Origin of the sequence: Escherichia sp. E2562 (genome assembly GCF_005781075.1) — a bacterium.
GTDB lineage: Bacteria > Pseudomonadota > Gammaproteobacteria > Enterobacterales > Enterobacteriaceae > Escherichia.
In genome coordinates, this window is record NZ_VATM01000009.1 from 75071 (window position 1) to 93075 (window position 18005).

17 protein-coding genes are annotated in these 18005 nt (G+C 52.9%); 14 read left to right on the forward strand and 3 right to left on the reverse strand.

Annotation, left to right across the window (positions count from 1 at the left end; translation table 11 throughout):
• Window positions 1-163: 163 nt before the first annotated feature.
• The 8 genes from rmuC (at window position 164) to tatD (ending at window position 7170) form a co-directional block, all read left to right on the forward strand.
• Window positions 164-1591, forward strand: coding sequence for a DNA recombination protein RmuC (gene rmuC, locus FEK43_RS15000; RefSeq protein ID WP_130219483.1), 1428 nt, complete (start codon window positions 164-166; stop codon window positions 1589-1591).
• Between the two features lie 94 nt (window positions 1592-1685).
• The gene (gene ubiE, locus FEK43_RS15005) at window positions 1686-2441 is read left to right on the forward strand and encodes a bifunctional demethylmenaquinone methyltransferase/2-methoxy-6-polyprenyl-1,4-benzoquinol methylase UbiE (RefSeq protein ID WP_000227958.1); all 756 of its coding nucleotides are present in this window, start codon (window positions 1686-1688) and stop codon (window positions 2439-2441) included.
• 13 nt (window positions 2442-2454) lie between these two features.
• Entirely contained in the window at window positions 2455-3060 is a 606-nt protein-coding gene (gene ubiJ, locus FEK43_RS15010) for a ubiquinone biosynthesis protein UbiJ (RefSeq protein ID WP_130261219.1), read from the forward strand.
• Window positions 3060-4700, forward strand: coding sequence for a ubiquinone biosynthesis regulatory protein kinase UbiB (gene ubiB / locus FEK43_RS15015; RefSeq protein WP_130209470.1), 1641 nt, complete (start codon window positions 3060-3062; stop codon window positions 4698-4700). The genes ubiJ and ubiB overlap by 1 nt, the downstream gene beginning before the upstream one ends.
• A gap of 78 nt (window positions 4701-4778) precedes the next feature.
• Complete coding sequence (gene tatA, locus FEK43_RS15020) at window positions 4779-5048, forward strand: Sec-independent protein translocase subunit TatA (RefSeq protein ID WP_130209472.1); 270 nt, start codon at window positions 4779-4781, stop codon at window positions 5046-5048.
• A gap of 3 nt (window positions 5049-5051) precedes the next feature.
• Window positions 5052-5567, forward strand: coding sequence for a Sec-independent protein translocase protein TatB (gene tatB / locus FEK43_RS15025; RefSeq protein WP_135408368.1), 516 nt, complete (start codon window positions 5052-5054; stop codon window positions 5565-5567).
• Window positions 5568-5569: 2 nt separating this feature from the next.
• A complete protein-coding gene (gene tatC / locus FEK43_RS15030; RefSeq protein ID WP_000109937.1) occupies window positions 5570-6346 on the forward strand; it encodes a Sec-independent protein translocase subunit TatC in 777 nt (258 codons plus the stop codon).
• 41 nt (window positions 6347-6387) lie between these two features.
• Window positions 6388-7170, forward strand: coding sequence for a 3'-5' ssDNA/RNA exonuclease TatD (gene tatD / locus FEK43_RS15035; protein ID WP_135408370.1), 783 nt, complete (start codon window positions 6388-6390; stop codon window positions 7168-7170).
• On the opposite strand, the gene rfaH is transcribed toward tatD, so the two are convergent.
• The gene (rfaH, locus tag FEK43_RS15040) at window positions 7167-7655 is read right to left on the reverse strand and encodes a transcription/translation regulatory transformer protein RfaH (protein WP_130209478.1); all 489 of its coding nucleotides are present in this window, start codon (window positions 7653-7655) and stop codon (window positions 7167-7169) included. The genes tatD and rfaH overlap by 4 nt on opposite strands.
• Window positions 7656-7821: 166 nt before the next feature.
• Between rfaH and ubiD the strand changes: the two genes are divergently transcribed.
• Both ubiD and fre read left to right on the forward strand, forming a co-directional pair.
• Window positions 7822-9315: a 4-hydroxy-3-polyprenylbenzoate decarboxylase gene (ubiD, locus tag FEK43_RS15045; RefSeq protein ID WP_000339804.1), complete on the forward strand. Its 1494-nt coding sequence runs from the start codon at window positions 7822-7824 to the stop codon at window positions 9313-9315.
• A 45-nt stretch (window positions 9316-9360) separates the two neighbouring features.
• A complete protein-coding gene (gene fre / locus FEK43_RS15050; protein WP_130209480.1) occupies window positions 9361-10062 on the forward strand; it encodes an NAD(P)H-flavin reductase in 702 nt (233 codons plus the stop codon).
• A 367-nt stretch (window positions 10063-10429) separates the two neighbouring features.
• Here the strand turns inward: fre and fadA are convergent, their stop codons facing one another.
• Window positions 10430-11593 carry an acetyl-CoA C-acyltransferase FadA gene (gene fadA, locus FEK43_RS15055; RefSeq protein ID WP_130209482.1) on the reverse strand — a complete coding sequence of 388 codons (1164 nt, stop codon included), beginning with the start codon at window positions 11591-11593 and terminating at the stop codon, window positions 10430-10432.
• Between the two features lie 9 nt (window positions 11594-11602).
• The gene (gene fadB / locus FEK43_RS15060; RefSeq protein WP_135408372.1) at window positions 11603-13792 is read right to left on the reverse strand and encodes a fatty acid oxidation complex subunit alpha FadB; all 2190 of its coding nucleotides are present in this window, start codon (window positions 13790-13792) and stop codon (window positions 11603-11605) included.
• A gap of 189 nt (window positions 13793-13981) precedes the next feature.
• Between fadB and pepQ the strand changes: the two genes are divergently transcribed.
• The 4 genes from pepQ to hemG are packed head-to-tail and all read left to right on the forward strand — an operon-like array spanning window position 13982 to window position 17974.
• Entirely contained in the window at window positions 13982-15313 is a 1332-nt protein-coding gene (gene pepQ / locus FEK43_RS15065) for a Xaa-Pro dipeptidase (protein ID WP_130261222.1), read from the forward strand.
• Entirely contained in the window at window positions 15313-15927 is a 615-nt protein-coding gene (locus FEK43_RS15070) for an IMPACT family protein (protein WP_135408375.1), read from the forward strand. The genes pepQ and FEK43_RS15070 overlap by 1 nt, the downstream gene beginning before the upstream one ends.
• Window positions 15928-15965: 38 nt before the next feature.
• Window positions 15966-17417 (forward strand): Trk system potassium transporter TrkH, encoded by a 1452-nt coding sequence (gene trkH, locus FEK43_RS15075; RefSeq protein WP_000545680.1) that lies wholly within the window; start codon window positions 15966-15968, stop codon window positions 17415-17417.
• 11 nt (window positions 17418-17428) lie between these two features.
• On the forward strand, window positions 17429-17974 hold the full coding sequence (gene hemG / locus FEK43_RS15080) for a menaquinone-dependent protoporphyrinogen IX dehydrogenase (protein WP_130209490.1): 546 nt from the start codon (window positions 17429-17431) through the stop codon (window positions 17972-17974).
• Window positions 17975-18005 lie beyond the last annotated feature (31 nt).

An 18005-nucleotide genomic window follows, 5' to 3' on the forward strand; every position in this document is an offset into this window, starting at 1 on the left:
GGTGATGCGTCCCACAATATAAACTTAGTCTCATATTGTGGGATAAAATAAGCAAAATAAACGATCGTTTTGCGTAGCGCCTCGCAGGAAACTTCTTTCAAACTGGACGTTTGTACAGCACAATTCTATTTTGTGCGGGTAAGTTGTTGCGTCAGGAGGCTTTGTGGATTTCTCAATCATTGTTTATGCCATTATTGCGCTGGTCAGTGTGGCCATCGGTTGGCTGTTTGCCAGTTATCAACATGCGCAGCAAAAAGCCGAGCAATTAGCCGAACGTGAAGAGATGGTCGCGGAGTTAAGTGCGGCAAAACAACAGATTACCCAAAGTGAGCACTGGCGCGCAGAGTGTGAATTGCTCAATAACGAAGTGCGTAGTCTGCAAAGTATCAATACTTCGCTGGAGGCGGATCTGCGTGAAGTAACCACGCGGATGGAAGCCGCACAGCAACACGCTGACGATAAAATCCGCCAGATGATCAACAGCGAGCAGCGTTTGAGCGAGCAATTTGAAAATCTCGCCAACCGTATTTTTGAGCACAGTAATCGCCGGGTAGATGAACAAAATCGTCAGAGTCTGAACAACTTGTTATCGCCGCTGCGTGAACAACTGGATGGTTTTCGCCGACAGGTACAGGACAGCTTTGGTAAAGAAGCACAAGAACGCCATACCCTGACCCACGAAATTCGTAATCTACAGCAACTCAACGCGCAAATGGCCCAGGAAGCGATCAACCTGACGCGCGCGCTGAAAGGCGATAACAAAACCCAGGGGAACTGGGGCGAAGTGGTACTGACGCGGGTGCTGGAGGCTTCCGGACTGCGTGAAGGGTATGAATACGAAACCCAGGTAAGCATCGAAAATGATGCTCGCTCGCGGATGCAGCCGGATGTCATCGTGCGGCTGCCGCAGGGGAAAGATGTGGTGATCGATGCCAAAATGACGTTGGTCGCCTATGAACGCTACTTCAACGCGGAAGACGACTACACACGCGAAAGCGCATTGCAGGAGCATATTGCTTCGGTACGTAATCACATCCGCTTACTTGGGCGCAAAGATTATCAACAGCTGCCGGGGCTACGAACGCTGGATTACGTGCTGATGTTTATTCCCGTTGAACCAGCGTTTTTACTGGCGCTTGATCGCCAGCCAGAGCTGATCACCGAAGCGTTAAAGAACAACATCATGCTGGTTAGCCCCACCACGCTACTGGTGGCGTTGCGTACTATCGCCAACCTGTGGCGTTATGAGCATCAAAGCCGTAACGCCCAGCAAATCGCCGATCGTGCCAGCAAGCTGTACGACAAGATGCGTCTGTTTATTGATGATATGTCCGCGATTGGTCAAAGTCTGGACAAAGCGCAGGATAACTATCGCCAGGCGATGAAAAAACTCTCTTCAGGTCGCGGAAATGTGCTGGCGCAGGCAGAAGCGTTTCGCGGTTTAGGGGTAGAAATTAAACGCGAGATTAATCCGGACTTGGCTGAACAGGCGGTGAGCCAGGATGAAGAGTATCGACTGCGGTCGGTTCCGGGGCAGCCGAATGATGAAGCTTATCAACGCGATGATGAATATAATCAGCAGTCGCGCTAGCCCATTAGGGGTAGTTAAGCCGGGTAGAAATCTAGGGCATCGACGCCCAATCTGTTACACTTCCGGAACAATTTTTTGATGAGCAGGCATTGAGATGGTGGATAAGTCACAAGAAACGACGCACTTTGGTTTTCAGACCGTCGCGAAGGAACAAAAAGCGGATATGGTCGCTCACGTTTTCCATTCCGTGGCATCGAAATATGATGTCATGAATGATTTGATGTCATTTGGTATTCATCGTTTGTGGAAGCGATTCACGATCGATTGCAGCGGTGTGCGTCGTGGGCAGACCGTACTGGATCTGGCTGGCGGTACCGGCGATCTGACGGCGAAATTCTCCCGCCTGGTCGGTGAAACGGGCAAAGTGGTTCTCGCCGATATCAATGAATCCATGCTCAAGATGGGCCGTGAGAAACTGCGCAATATCGGTGTGATTGGCAACGTTGAGTATGTTCAGGCGAACGCAGAGGCGCTGCCGTTCCCGGATAACACCTTTGATTGCATCACCATTTCGTTTGGTCTGCGTAACGTTACCGACAAAGATAAAGCACTGCGTTCGATGTATCGCGTGCTGAAACCGGGCGGTCGCCTGCTGGTGCTTGAGTTCTCGAAGCCGATTATCGAACCGTTAAGCAAAGCCTATGACGCTTACTCCTTCCATGTGCTGCCACGTATTGGTTCGCTGGTGGCGAACGATGCCGACAGCTACCGCTATCTGGCCGAATCCATCCGTATGCATCCCGATCAGGATACGCTGAAAGCCATGATGCAGGATGCCGGATTCGAAAGTGTCGATTATTACAACCTGACGGCTGGCGTTGTGGCGCTGCATCGTGGTTATAAGTTCTGACAGGAGTACGACTATGCCTTTTAAACCTTTAGTGACGGCAGGAATTGAAAGTCTGCTCAACACTTTCCTGTATCGCTCACCCGCGCTGAAAACAGCCCGCTCGCGTCTGCTGGGTAAAGTATTGCGCGTGGAGGTAAAAGGCTTTTCGACGTCGCTAATTCTGGTGTTTAGTGAACGGCAGGTCGATGTGCTGGGCGAATGGTCTGGCGATGCTGATTGCACCGTTATCGCCTACGCCAGCGTGTTGCCGAAACTTCGTGACCGCCAGCAGCTTGCCGCACTAATTCGTAGCGGTGAGCTGGAAGTGCAGGGCGATATTCAGGTGGTACAGAATTTCGTGGCGCTGGCAGATCTGGCAGAGTTCGACCCTGCGGAACTGCTGGCCCCTTATACCGGTGATATCGCCGCTGAAGGAATCAGCAAAGCCCTGCGCGGCGGTGCGAAATTCTTGCATCATGGTATTAAACGCCAGCAACGTTATGTGGCAGAAGCCATTACCGAAGAGTGGCGTATGGCGCCTGGTCCGCTTGAAGTGGCCTGGTTTGCGGAAGAGACAGCCGCTGTTGAACGTGCCGTTGATGCGTTAATCAAACGGCTGGAAAAACTGGAGGCAGTTTAATGACGCCAGGTGAAGTACGGCGCCTGTATTTCATCATTCGCACTTTTTTAAGCTACGGACTTGATGAACTGATCCCTAAAATGCGTATCACCCTGCCGCTGCGGTTATGGCGATACTCATTATTCTGGATGCCGAATCGGCACAAAGACAAACCATTAGGTGAGCGACTACGACTGGCGCTGCAAGAATTGGGGCCGGTATGGATCAAGTTCGGGCAGATGTTGTCTACCCGTCGTGACCTTTTCCCGCCGCATATTGCCGATCAGCTGGCGTTATTGCAGGACAAAGTCGCACCGTTTGATGGCAGACTGGCGAAGCAACAGATTGAAGCTGCAATGGGCGGTTTGCCGGTGGAAGCGTGGTTTGACGATTTTGAAATCGAGCCGCTGGCGTCGGCCTCTATCGCCCAGGTTCATACCGCGCGATTGAAATCGAATGGCAAAGATGTGGTAATTAAAGTCATCCGTCCGGACATTTTGCCGGTGATTAAAGCGGATCTGAAACTTATCTACCGCTTGGCTCGCTGGGTGCCGCGTTTGCTGCCGGATGGTCGCCGTCTGCGCCCAACTGAAGTGGTGCGCGAGTACGAAAAGACCTTGATTGATGAATTGAATTTGCTGCGGGAATCTGCCAACGCCATTCAGTTACGACGCAATTTTGAAGACAGCCCGATGCTCTACATCCCGGAAGTTTACCCTGACTATTGCAGCGAAGGGATGATGGTGATGGAGCGCATTTACGGCATTCCCGTTTCTGATGTCGCGGCGCTGGAGAAAAACGGCACTAACATGAAATTGCTGGCGGAACGCGGTGTGCAGGTGTTCTTCACCCAGGTTTTCCGTGACAGCTTTTTCCATGCCGATATGCATCCAGGCAACATCTTCGTAAGCTATGAGCACCCGGAAAACCCGAAATATATCGGCATTGATTGCGGGATAGTCGGCTCGCTAAACAAGGAAGATAAACGCTATCTGGCGGAAAACTTTATCGCCTTCTTTAACCGCGACTATCGCAAAGTGGCAGAGCTGCATGTCGATTCAGGCTGGGTACCGCCAGATACCAACGTTGAAGAGTTCGAATTTGCCATTCGTACCGTTTGCGAACCTATCTTTGAGAAACCGCTGGCGGAAATTTCGTTTGGACATGTGCTGTTAAATCTGTTTAATACGGCGCGTCGCTTCAATATGGAAGTGCAGCCGCAACTGGTGTTACTTCAGAAAACCTTGCTCTATATCGAAGGGGTAGGACGGCAGCTTTATCCGCAGCTCGATTTATGGAAAACTGCAAAACCTTTCCTTGAATCGTGGATTAAAGATCAGGTCGGTATTCCCGCGCTGGTGAGAGCATTTAAGGAAAAAGCGCCGTTCTGGATCGAAAAAATGCCAGAACTGCCTGAATTGGTTTATGACAGTTTGCGCCAGGGCAAGTATTTACAGCATAGTGTTGATAAGATTGCGCGCGAGTTACAGTCGAATCATGTGCGTCAGGGACAATCTCGTTACTTATTGGGGATTGGTGCGACGTTAGTATTAAGCGGCACATTCTTGTTGGTCAGCCGACCGGAATGGGGGCTGATGCCCGGCTGGTTAATGGCGGCCGGTCTGATCGCCTGGTTTGTCGGTTGGTGCAAAACACGCTGATTTTTTCATCGCTCAAGGCGGGCCGTGTAACGTATAATGCGGCCTTGTTTAATCATCATCTACCACAGAGGAACATGTATGGGTGGTATCAGTATTTGGCAGTTATTGATTATTGCCGTCATCGTTGTACTGCTTTTTGGCACCAAAAAGCTCGGCTCCATCGGTTCCGATCTTGGTGCGTCGATCAAAGGCTTTAAAAAAGCAATGAGCGATGATGAACCAAAGCAGGATAAAACCAGTCAGGATGCTGATTTTACTGCGAAAACCATCGCCGATAAGCAGGCGGATGCGAATCAGGAACAGGCTAAAACAGAAGACGCAAAGCGCCACGATAAAGAGCAGGTGTAATCCGTGTTTGATATCGGTTTTAGCGAACTGCTATTGGTGTTCATCATCGGCCTCGTAGTTCTGGGGCCGCAACGACTGCCTGTGGCGGTAAAAACGGTAGCGGGCTGGATTCGTGCGTTGCGTTCACTGGCAACAACGGTGCAGAACGAACTGACCCAGGAGTTAAAACTCCAGGAGTTTCAGGACAGCCTGAAAAAGGTTGAAAAGGCGAGCCTCACCAACCTGACGCCTGAACTGAAAGCGTCAATGGACGAGCTGCGCCAGGCTGCGGAGTCGATGAAGCGTTCCTACGTTGCGAATGACCCTGAAAAGGCGAGCGATGAAGCGCACACCATTCATAACCCGGTGGTGAAAGACAATGAGGCTGCGCATGAAGGCGTCACGCCTTCCGCTGCACAAACGCAGGCCAGTTCGCCGGAACAGAAGCCAGAAACCACGCCAGAGCCGGTGGTAAAACCTGCTGCGGACGCTGAACCGAAAACCGCTGCACATTCCCCTTCGTCGAGTGATAAACCGTAAACATGTCTGTAGAAGATACTCAACCGCTTATCACGCATCTGATTGAGCTGCGTAAGCGTCTGCTGAACTGCATTATCGCGGTGATCGTGATATTTCTGTGTCTGGTCTATTTCGCCAATGACATCTATCACCTGGTATCCGCGCCATTGATCAAGCAGTTGCCGCAAGGTTCAACGATGATCGCCACCGATGTGGCCTCGCCGTTCTTTACGCCAATCAAGCTGACCTTTATGGTGTCGCTGATTCTGTCAGCGCCGGTGATTCTCTATCAGGTGTGGGCATTTATCGCTCCTGCACTCTATAAGCACGAACGTCGCCTGGTGGTGCCGCTGCTGGTTTCCAGCTCTCTGCTGTTTTATATCGGCATGGCATTCGCTTATTTCGTGGTCTTCCCGCTGGCGTTTGGTTTCCTTGCCAATACCGCGCCTGAAGGGGTGCAGGTGTCCACCGACATTGCCAGCTATTTGAGCTTCGTGATGGCGCTATTTATGGCGTTTGGTATCTCCTTTGAAGTACCTGTGGCGATTGTGCTGCTGTGCTGGATGGGGATTACCTCGCCAGAAGACTTACGCAAAAAACGTCCGTATGTGCTGGTTGGCGCATTCGTCGTCGGGATGCTGCTGACGCCGCCGGATGTCTTCTCGCAAACGCTGCTGGCGATCCCGATGTACTGCCTGTTTGAAATTGGCGTCTTCTTCTCGCGCTTTTACGTTGGTAAAGGCCGAAACCGGGAAGAAGAAAACGACGCTGAAGCAGAAAGCGAAAAAACTGAAGAATAAACTCAACCGCCCGTCAGGGCGGTTGTCATATGGAGTGCAGGATGTTTGATATCGGCGTTAATCTGACCAGTTCGCAATTTGCGAAAGACCGTGATGATGTCGTAGCGCGCGCTTTTGCTGCGGGAGTTAATGGGCTACTCATCACCGGCACTAACCTGCGCGAAAGCCAGCAGGCGCAAAAGCTGGCGCGTCAGTATTCGTCCTGTTGGTCAACGGCGGGCGTGCATCCTCATGACAGTAGCCAGTGGCAAGACGCAACAGAAGAAATGATTGTGGCGCTGGCCTCGCAGCCAGAAGTGGTGGCGATTGGTGAGTGTGGCCTCGACTTTAACCGCAACTTTTCCACACCAGAAGAGCAGGAACGCGCTTTTGTTGCCCAGCTACGTATTGCCGCAGAGTTAAACATGCCGGTATTTATGCACTGCCGTGATGCCCACGAGCGGTTTATGACGTTGCTGGAACCGTGGCTGGATAAGCTACCTGGTGCGGTGTTGCACTGTTTTACCGGCACACGCGAAGAGATGCAGGCGTGCGTGGCGCGCGGAATTTATATCGGCATTACCGGTTGGGTTTGCGATGAACGACGCGGACTGGAGCTGCGAGAACTGTTGCCATTTATTCCGGCGGAGCAATTGCTGGTTGAGACAGACGCACCGTATTTGCTTCCGCGCGATCTCACGCCGAAGCCATCGTCACGGCGTAATGAGCCAGCCTATCTGCCCCATATTTTGCAACGTATTGCACACTGGCGTGGGGAAGATGCCGCATGGCTGGCTGCCACCACGGATGCCAATGTCAAAAAGTTATTTGGGATTGCGTTCTAGAGTTTGCGGAACTCGGTGTTCTTCACACTGTGCTTAATCTCTTTATTGATAAGATTAAGCAATAGCATAGAGCGAGCCTCGCCGTCGGGTTCGGTGAAAATAGCCTGAAAACCTTCGAAAGCGCCTTCGGTGATAATCACCTTATCACCAGGATATGGCGTCGCCGGATCAACAATGTCTTCCGGTTTATACACCGACAGTTGATGAATAACCGCAGATGGGACTATCGCCGGCGATGCGCCAAAGCGCACAAAGTGGCTGACGCCGCGGGTAGCACTGATGGTTGTGGTATGAATCACTTCCGGGTCAAATTCCACAAACAGGTAGTTGGGGAACAATGGTTCACTGACTGCGGTACGTTTGCCTCGCACGATTTTTTCCAGGGTGATCATCGGTGCCAGGCAATTCACCGCCTGTCTTTCGAGGTGTTCCTGGGCACGTTGAAGTTGCCCGCGCTTGCAGTACAGTAAATACCAGGATTGCATAATGACTCTTATCCGTTTAATCGGGGCGCAAGGATAGCAAAAGCTTTACGCTAAGTTAATTATATTCCCCGGTTTGCGTTATGCCGTCAGAGTTCACGCTAATTTAACAAATTTACAGCATCGCGAAGATGAACGCCGTATAATGGGCGAAGATTAAGAGGCTACAATGGACGCCATGAAATATAACGATTTACGCGACTTCCTGACGCTGCTTGAACAGCAGGGTGAGCTAAAACGTATCACGCTCCCGGTGGATCCGCATCTGGAAATCACTGAAATTGCTGACCGCACTCTGCGTGCCGGTGGACCTGCGTTGTTGTTTGAAAACCCCAAAGGTTATTCGATGCCGGTGCTGTGCAACCTGTTTGGTACGCCAAAGCGCGTGGCGATGGGCATGGGCCAGGAAGATGTTTCGGCGCTGCGTGAAGTCGGTAAATTATTGGCGTTTCTGAAAGAGCCGGAGCCGCCAAAAGGTTTCCGCGACCTGTTTGATAAACTGCCGCAGTTTAAGCAGGTGTTAAACATGCCGACAAAGCGATTGCGTGGTGCGCCTTGCCAACAAAAAATCGTCTCTGGTGATGACGTCGATCTTAACCGCATTCCCATTATGACCTGCTGGCCGGAAGACGCCGCGCCGCTAATTACCTGGGGGCTGACCGTAACGCGCGGCCCGCATAAAGAGCGGCAGAATCTGGGTATTTATCGCCAGCAGCTGATTGGTAAAAACAAACTGATTATGCGCTGGCTGTCGCATCGTGGCGGCGCACTGGATTATCAGGAGTGGTGCGCGGCGCATCCGGGCGAACGTTTCCCGGTTTCTGTGGCGCTGGGTGCCGATCCCGCTACGATTCTCGGTGCAGTGACGCCAGTCCCGGATACATTGTCGGAATACGCCTTTGCCGGATTGCTGCGCGGCACCAAGACCGAAGTGGTGAAGTGTATCTCCAATGACCTTGAAGTGCCCGCCAGTGCGGAGATTGTGCTGGAAGGGTATATCGAACAAGGCGAAACGGCGCCGGAAGGGCCGTATGGCGACCACACCGGTTACTATAACGAAGTCGATAGTTTCCCGGTATTTACCGTGACGCATATTACCCAGCGTGAAGATGCGATTTACCATTCCACCTATACCGGGCGTCCGCCAGATGAACCCGCGGTACTGGGCGTGGCGTTGAACGAAGTGTTCGTGCCGATTCTGCAAAAACAGTTCCCGGAAATTGTCGATTTTTACCTGCCGCCGGAAGGCTGTTCTTATCGCCTGGCGGTAGTGACAATCAAAAAACAGTACGCCGGACATGCGAAGCGCGTCATGATGGGGGTCTGGTCATTCTTACGCCAGTTTATGTACACTAAGTTCGTGATCGTCTGCGATGATGATGTCAACGCACGCGACTGGAACGATGTGATTTGGGCAATTACCACCCGTATGGACCCTGCGCGGGATACGGTGTTGGTAGAAAATACGCCCATTGATTATCTGGATTTTGCCTCGCCCGTCTCCGGGCTGGGTTCAAAAATGGGGCTGGATGCCACGAATAAATGGCCAGGGGAAACCCAGCGTGAATGGGGGCGTCCCATCAAAAAAGATCCAGATGTTGTCGCGCATATTGACGCCATCTGGGATGAACTGGCTATTTTTAACAACGGTAAAAGCGCCTGATGCGCGTTTGTTTTGCCCTATTTATCGATCCGACAGAGAAAGCGCATGACAACCTTAAGCTGTAAAGTGACCTCGGTAGAAGCTATCACGGATACCGTATATCGTGTCCGCATCGTGCCAGACGCGGCCTTTTCTTTTCGTGCTGGTCAGTATTTGATGGTGGTGATGGACGAGCGCGACAAACGCCCGTTTTCAATGGCTTCGACGCCGAATGAACAAGGTTTCATTGAGCTGCACATTGGCGCTTCGGAGATCAATCTCTACGCCAAAGCCGTTATGGATCGCATCCTTAAAGATCATCAAATCGTGGTGGATATTCCCCACGGTGAAGCGTGGCTGCGCGATGATGAAGAACGCCCGATGATTCTGATTGCGGGCGGCACGGGGTTCTCTTATGCGCGCTCGATTTTGCTGACAGCGCTGGCACGTAATCCCAATCGCGATATCACCATTTACTGGGGCGGGCGTGAAGAGCAACATCTTTATGATCTGTCCGAGCTTGAGGCGCTTTCTCTGAAGCATCCTGGTTTGCGTGTGGTGCCGGTAGTTGAACAACCGGAAGCGGGCTGGCGTGGACGTACTGGCACCGTGTTAACGGCGGTATTGCAGGATCACGGTACGCTGGCGGAGCATGATATCTATATCGCTGGCCGCTTTGAGATGGCGAAAATCGCCCGTGACCTGTTCTGCAATGAGCGTAATGCGCGGGAAGATCGCCTGTTTGGCGATGCGTTTGCGTTTATCTAAGCCATAAAAAACCCGCCCCTGACAGGCGGGAAGAACGGCAACTAAAACTTTATACAGTGGCATTTGGATCTATGTCGCATCCGGAAAACAATGCCTGATGCGACGCTTGCGCGTCTTATCAGGCCTACAAATAGTTCTGAACCGTGGGCCGGATAAGGCGTTTATGCCGCATCCGGCAAACAATGCCCGATGCGACGCTGGTGCGTCTTATCGTGCCTACAAATAGTCCTGAACCGTAGGCCGGATAAGGCGTTTATGCCGCATCCGGCAAACAATGCCCGATGCGACGCTAGCGCGTCTTATCGTGCCTACAAATAGTCCTGAACCGTAGGCCGGATAAGGCGTTTATGCCGCATCCGGCAAGTGGTTAAACCCGCTCAAACACCGTCGCAATACCCTGACCCAGACCGATACACATCGTCGCCAGACCAAACTGGGCATCTTTGCGCTCCATCAGATTCAGCAGCGTGGTACTGATACGAGCACCTGAACAGCCCAGCGGATGACCCAGCGCGATCGCGCCACCGTTGAGGTTGATCTTCTCGTCGATCTGCTCCATCAGCCCCAGATCTTTAATGCACGGCAGGATCTGCGCGGCAAAGGCTTCGTTCATCTCAAACACACCGATATCGCTGGCAGAAAGCCCCGCTTTTTTCAGCGCCAGTTTTGAGGCCGGAACCGGGCCGTAACCCATAATCGACGGGTCACAACCGACGACCGCCATCGAACGCACGCGGGCGCGCGGCTTAAGACCTAATTCACGGGCGCGGCTTTCACTCATCACCAACATGGCAGCTGCACCATCGGAAAGCGCAGAAGATGTACCCGCCGTTACCGTACCGCTGACGGGATCAAACGCCGGACGCAGCGTGGCGAGGGCTTCCACGGTGGTTTCCGGGCGAATCACTTCGTCGTAATTAAACTGCTTCAATACGCCGTCGGCATCGTGACCACCGGTCGGGATGATTTCATTTTTAAATGCGCCCGACTGCGTGGCGGCCCAGGCGCGGGCGTGTGACCGCGCGGCAAAGGCATCCTGCATTTCACGGCTGATACCGTGCATACGCGCCAGCATTTCTGCCGTTAAGCCCATCATGCCCGCCGCTTTGGCGACATTGCGGCTCAGGCCGGGGTGAAAATCGACGCCGTGGCTCATCGGCACATGGCCCATATGCTCCACGCCGCCAACCAGACATGCCTGTGCATCGCCAGTCATGATCATTCGTGCTGCATCATGCAGTGCCTGCATGGATGAACCACACAGACGGTTGACGGTAACCGCTGGGACAGAGTGTGGTACTTCAGCCAACAGCGCCGCGTTACGGGCGATATTAAAACCCTGCTCCAGCGTCTGCTGCACACAGCCCCAGTAAATATCGTCGAGGGCCGCCGCTTCCAGCGCCGGATTACGCGCCAGCAAGCTACGCATTAAATGAGCGGAGAGATCTTCCGCACGTACGTTACGAAAAGCACCGCCCTTCGAACGGCCCATCGGGGTGCGAATTGCATCGACAATGACAACCTGTTCCATTGTGACTCCTTAAGCCGTTTTCAGGTCGCCAACCGGACGGGCTGGCTCAACCGAGGGATAGTACGGTTCGTTATGACGCGCTTTATTACGCAGACTTTCCGGCACTTCGTACAGCGGGCCGAGGTGCTGATATTGCTGTGCCATATCGAGGTATTTTGCGCTGCCGAGGGTGTCCAGCCAGCGGAACGCACCGCCGTGGAACGGAGGGAAGCCCAGGCCGTAGACCAGCGCCATATCCGCTTCTGCCGGAGTGGCGATAATGCCCTCTTCCAGGCAGCGGACCACTTCGTTGACCATCGGGATCATCATGCGGGCGATAATCTCTTCCTCGCTAAAATCACGCTTCGGCTGGCTGACTTCTGCCAACAGATCGTCAACGGCGGCGTCTTCTTCTTTCTTCGGCTTACCTTTGCTGTCTTCTTTATAACGCCAGAAACCGAGGCCGTTCTTCTGACCAAAGCGGTTGGCATCAAACAGCGCGTCGATGGCATCGCGATAATCTTTCTGCATCCGCTGCGGGAAACCTGCAGCCATCACCACCTGGGCGTGATGGGCGGTGTCAATGCCCACGACATCCAGCAGATATGCCGGACCCATCGGCCAGCCAAACTGTTTTTCCATCACTTTGTCGATCTTGCGGAAATCCGCGCCGTCGCGCAGCAACTGGCTGAAACCCGCGAAGTAGGGGAACAGCACGCGGTTAACGAAGAATCCGGGGCAGTCGTTAACCACAATCGGCGTTTTGCCCATCTTGCTCGCCCAGGCGACGACTTTCGCGATGGTTTCGTCGGAGCTTTTCTCGCCGCGAATAATTTCTACCAACGGCATCCGGTGTACCGGGTTAAAGAAGTGCATTCCGCAGAAGTTTTCCGGGCGTTCCAGCGCTTTGGCCAGTTCGCTGATAGGAATGGTTGAAGTGTTAGACGCCAGCACGGTATCCGGTCGTACTTTCTGCTCGGTTTCTGCCAGTACAGCTTTTTTCACTTTCGGGTTTTCGACAACCGCTTCTACCACAACATCCACGCGGTCAAACCCGGCGTAGTCGAGCGTTGGGTGGATCGTGGAGATCACGCCAGCCAGTTTCAGACCATCGATCTTGCCGCGCTCAAGCTGCTTGTTCAGCAGTTTCGCGGCTTCGATCATGCCGAGGGTTAACGACTTGTCGTTGATATCTTTCATGACAACCGGCACGCCTTTCCACGCAGACTGGTAAGCAATGCCGCCCCCCATAATGCCTGCGCCCAGCACAGCGGCCTGTTTCGGTGTTTCAACGTCTTTGGTGAGTTTCTTCGCTTTGCCTTTTACATATTGATCGTTAAGGAAAATGCCGACCAGTGCGCGGGCTTCGTTGGTATGCGCCAGCGGGACAAAACTTTTGTTTTCCAGATTTAATGCTTCTTCACGACCAAAACGGGCCGCAGCTTCAATAGTTTTTACTGCGGTGATGGGTGCCGGATAATGTTTCCCCGCCGTTTGTGCGACCATCCCTTTAGCGATGGTGAAGCTCATGGTGGCTTCAATCTTGCTCAGTTTTAGCGGTTCTAGCTTCGGCTGACGTTTCGCTTTCCAGTCGAGGTCGCCGTTAATGGCCTGGCGTAAAATCGCCATCGCCCCTTCAATCAGTTTTTCTGCTTTGACTACGCCATCCACCAGACCGATTTTCAGCGCCTGATCCGCGCCGACATCTTTACCGGCGGCAATGATTTCCAGCGCACTGTCAGCGCCCAGCATACGTGGCATACGTACAGAACCGCCAAAGCCCGGCATGATGCCCAGTTTGGTTTCCGGCAGACCGATGCGCAGATCCGGCGTCGCCAGACGATAATCGGTCGCCAGTACACATTCGCAGCCACCGCCCAGCGCATAGCCGTTGACGGCGGCAATGGTCGGCACCGGCAGATCTTCCAGGCGATTAAACACGCTATTGGCAAAATGCAGCCACTGGCTTAACTGTTCTTCAGGAACGAGGAACAGGGACAAAAATTCGGTGATATCAGCACCGACGATAAAGGCTGCTTTGTTCGAACGCAGCAGCAGCCCTTTTAGATCTGATTGCTGTTCCAGTACACCGATGGCCTCGCCGAGGCTGGCGACGGTCGCAGTGTCGAGTTTATTAACTGAACCTGGGGCATCAAATACCAGTTCGGCAATGCCATCTTCCAGCCAGTCAAGGTACAGGGTGTCGCCTTTGTAAAGCATGTCAGTCTCCTGAATCCGCAAGGTGATCTGGTCGTACCAGATGCATTGAAGTGTGTATTTTGTGTTAAAAATATGCAAACAAAAGATTAAAGAAATGCCGATCTGATCACGCTCGGCAGAAATCACGCTCTGGATGAACGATGTGCTAAGATGCGGAGACTTAAGGTCAAAAAAACAGAAGGGTAAAAAATGGAATCACTGGCCTCGCTCTATAAAAATCATATAGCTACCTTACAAGAACGGACTCGCGATGCGCTGGCGCGCTTCAAGCTGGATGCATTACTTATTCACTCCGGCGAGCTGTTCAATGTTTTTCTCGACGATCATCCCTATCCGTTTAAAGTGAACCCGCAATTCAAAGCGTGGGTGCCGGTAACTCAGGTGCCAAACTGCTGGTTGCTGGTGGATGGCGTGAACAAGCCGAAACTGTGGTTCTATCTGCCAGTTGATTACTGGCACAACGTCGAACCGCTGCCGACCGCCTTCTGGACTGAAGATGTGGACGTGATCGCGCTGCCGAAAGCCGATGGCATTGGTAGCCTGCTGCCTGCTGCGCGCGGCAATATTGGTTATATCGGTCCGGTGCCGGAACGTGCGCTGCAACTGGGCATTGAGGCCAGCAATATCAACCCGAAAGGGGTGATCGACTACCTGCATTACTACCGCTCCTTCAAAACCGAGTACGAACTGGCCTGTATGCGTGAAGCGCAGAAAATGGCGGTCAACGGTCATCGCGCGGCAGAAGAAGCGTTCCGTTCTGGCATGAGCGAGTTCGATATCAACATTGCCTATCTGACCGCGACCGGTCATCGTGATACCGACGTACCTTACAGCAACATTGTGGCGCTCAACGAACACGCTTCGGTGCTGCATTACACCAAACTGGACCATCAGGCACCGGAAGAGATGCGTAGCTTCCTGCTGGATGCCGGGGCAGAATATAACGGCTATGCGGCTGACCTGACCCGAACCTGGTCGGCAAAAAGCGACAACGACTACGCACAGCTGGTGAAAGACGTTAATGATGAACAACTGGCGCTGATCGCCACCATGAAAGCAGGCGTCAGCTATGTGGATTACCACATCCAGTTCCATCAGCGCATTGCCAAACTGCTGCGTAAACATCAAATCATCACCGATATGAGTGAAGAAGCGATGGTCGAAAACGATCTCACCGGACCGTTTATGCCGCACGGTATCGGCCATCCGCTGGGCCTGCAGGTGCATGACGTAGCAGGTTTTATGCAGGATGATAGCGGTACGCACCTCGCGGCACCGGCAAAATATCCGTACCTGCGCTGCACCCGTATTCTCCAGCCGGGCATGGTATTAACCATTGAGCCGGGTATCTACTTCATCGAATCGCTGCTGGCACCGTGGCGTGAAGGGCAGTTCAGCAAACACTTCAACTGGCAGAAAATTGAAGCACTGAAACCGTTTGGCGGCATTCGTATCGAAGACAACGTGGTGATCCACGAAAATAACGTGGAAAACATGACCCGGGATCTGAAACTGGCGTGATGGAAAGCTGGTTAATTCCTGCGGCACCGGTCACGGTCGTTGAAGAGATCAAAAAGAGCCGCTTCATAACGATGTTGGCGCATACCGATGGCGTTGAGGCGGCGAAAGCGTTTGTTGAATCGGTGCGGGCAGAACACCCCGATGCCCGCCACCATTGTGTGGCGTGGGTGGCGGGGGCGCCGGATGATTCTCAACAGCTGGGTTTCTCTGACGACGGGGAACCGGCGGGAACGGCAGGTAAACCGATGCTCGCCCAACTGATGGGCAGCGGCGTCGGGGAAATTACCGCTGTGGTGGTGCGCTACTACGGCGGCATATTGCTCGGCACCGGTGGGTTAGTGAAAGCGTATGGCGGCGGCGTGAATCAGGCGCTGCGCCAGCTAACGACCCAACGCAAGACGCCATTAACCGAATATACTTTGCAATGTGAATATAGTCAGTTAACCGGCATTGAAGCGTTGCTGGGGCAGTGTGACGGCAAAATTATCAACAGTGATTATCAGGCATTCGTTCTGCTGCGGGTGGCGCTTCCAGCAGCGAAATTGGCTGAATTTTCCGCAAAGCTGGCGGATTTTAGCCGTGGTTCATTGCAATTGTTAGCGATTGAAGAATAATCCCCACTTCGTTTTGCAGAACTAAGGAAGCGGCAGAGATGCATTTTCGCGCCATTACCCGAATCGTTGGACTACTGGTCATCTTATTCTCAGGGACAATGATTATCCCTGGGCTGGTAGCACTCATCTACCGGGATGGGGCGGGCCGCGCATTTACCCAGACCTTTTTTGTCGCCCTCGCTATTGGCTCCATGTTGTGGTGGCCTAACCGTAAAGAGAAGGGCGAACTGAAATCCCGTGAAGGGTTTCTGATCGTGGTGCTGTTCTGGACCGTGCTGGGTAGCGTCGGTGCGCTCCCTTTTATCTTCTCGGAAAGCCCGAACCTCACGATCACCGATGCGTTTTTTGAATCTTTCTCCGGCCTGACCACCACGGGGGCCACTACGCTGGTGGGGCTGGATTCGCTCCCTCACGCAATCCTCTTTTATCGCCAGATGCTGCAATGGTTTGGCGGGATGGGGATCATCGTGTTGGCGGTTGCGATACTGCCTATCCTCGGCGTTGGTGGGATGCAGCTCTATCGCGCGGAAATGCCCGGCCCGCTGAAAGATAACAAAATGCGTCCGCGAATTGCGGAAACGGCGAAAACCCTGTGGTTGATTTATGTCTTGTTGACCGTCGCCTGTGCACTGGCGCTGTGGTTTGCTGGAATGGATGCCTTTGATGCCATCGGTCATAGCTTTGCGACAATCGCTATTGGCGGCTTTTCGACGCATGATGCCAGCGTTGGCTATTTCGATAGCCCGACTATTAACACTATCATTGCTATCTTCCTGCTGATCTCCGGCTGTAACTACGGTCTGCACTTTTCACTGTTAAGTGGGCGTAGTCTGAAGGTCTACTGGCGCGATCCGGAATTTCGCATGTTTATCGGCGTACAGTTTACGCTGGTGGTTATTTGTACCCTCGTGCTGTGGTTTCATAATGTCTACAGTTCGGCGCTGATGACAATTAACCAGGCATTTTTCCAGGTGGTGTCGATGGCGACAACCGCCGGGTTTACGACTGATAGCATTGCCCGCTGGCCGCTCTTTTTGCCGGTACTGCTTTTATGTTCAGCTTTTATCGGCGGTTGCGCCGGGTCAACGGGCGGTGGCCTGAAAGTGATCCGCATCCTGCTGCTGTTCAAACAGGGGAACCGTGAGCTGAAACGACTGGTGCATCCGAACGCCGTCTATAGCATTAAGCTGGGGAATCGCGCACTGCCGGAACGTATCCTCGAAGCCGTTTGGGGATTTTTCTCCGCCTATGCATTGGTGTTTATTGTCAGTATGCTGGCGATAATCGCCACTGGCGTGGATGACTTTTCTGCCTTTGCCTCGGTTGTTGCGACATTGAATAACCTGGGGCCAGGGCTTGGCGTGGTTGCTGATAACTTTACCAGCATGAACCCGGTGGCTAAATGGATCCTGATTGCCAACATGCTGTTTGGTCGTCTTGAGGTCTTTACATTGCTGGTGCTCTTTACCCCGACTTTCTGGCGTGAATGATGGAGTAATACGTGAAAACATTAATTCTTTTCTCAACAAGGGACGGACAAACGCGCGAGATTGCCTCCTACCTGGCTTCGGAACTGAAAGAACTGGGGATCCAGGCGGATGTCGCCAATGTGCACCGCATTGAAGAACCACAATGGGAAAACTACGATCGCGTGGTGATTGGCGCTTCTATTCGCTACGGTCATTACCATTCTGCGTTCCAGGCATTTGTCAAAAAGCATGCCACCCGGCTGAACTCAATGCCGAGCGCCTTTTACTCCGTCAACCTGGTGGCACGCAAGCCGGAGAAGCGGACTGTGCAGACCAACAGCTACGCACGAAAGTTTCTGATGAGTTCACAATGGCGCCCCGATCGCTGTGCCGTTATTGCCGGGGCGCTGCGTTATCCACGCTATCGTTGGTACGACCGCTTTATGATCAAGCTGATTATGAAGATGTCAGGCGGAGAAACAGATACGCGCAAAGAGGTTGTCTATACCGATTGGGAGCAGGTCGCGAATTTCGCCCGAGAAATCGCTCAATTAACCAACAGATCGGCGTCGAAATAAGCATAAAGAATAAAAAACGCGCATTCGGAAA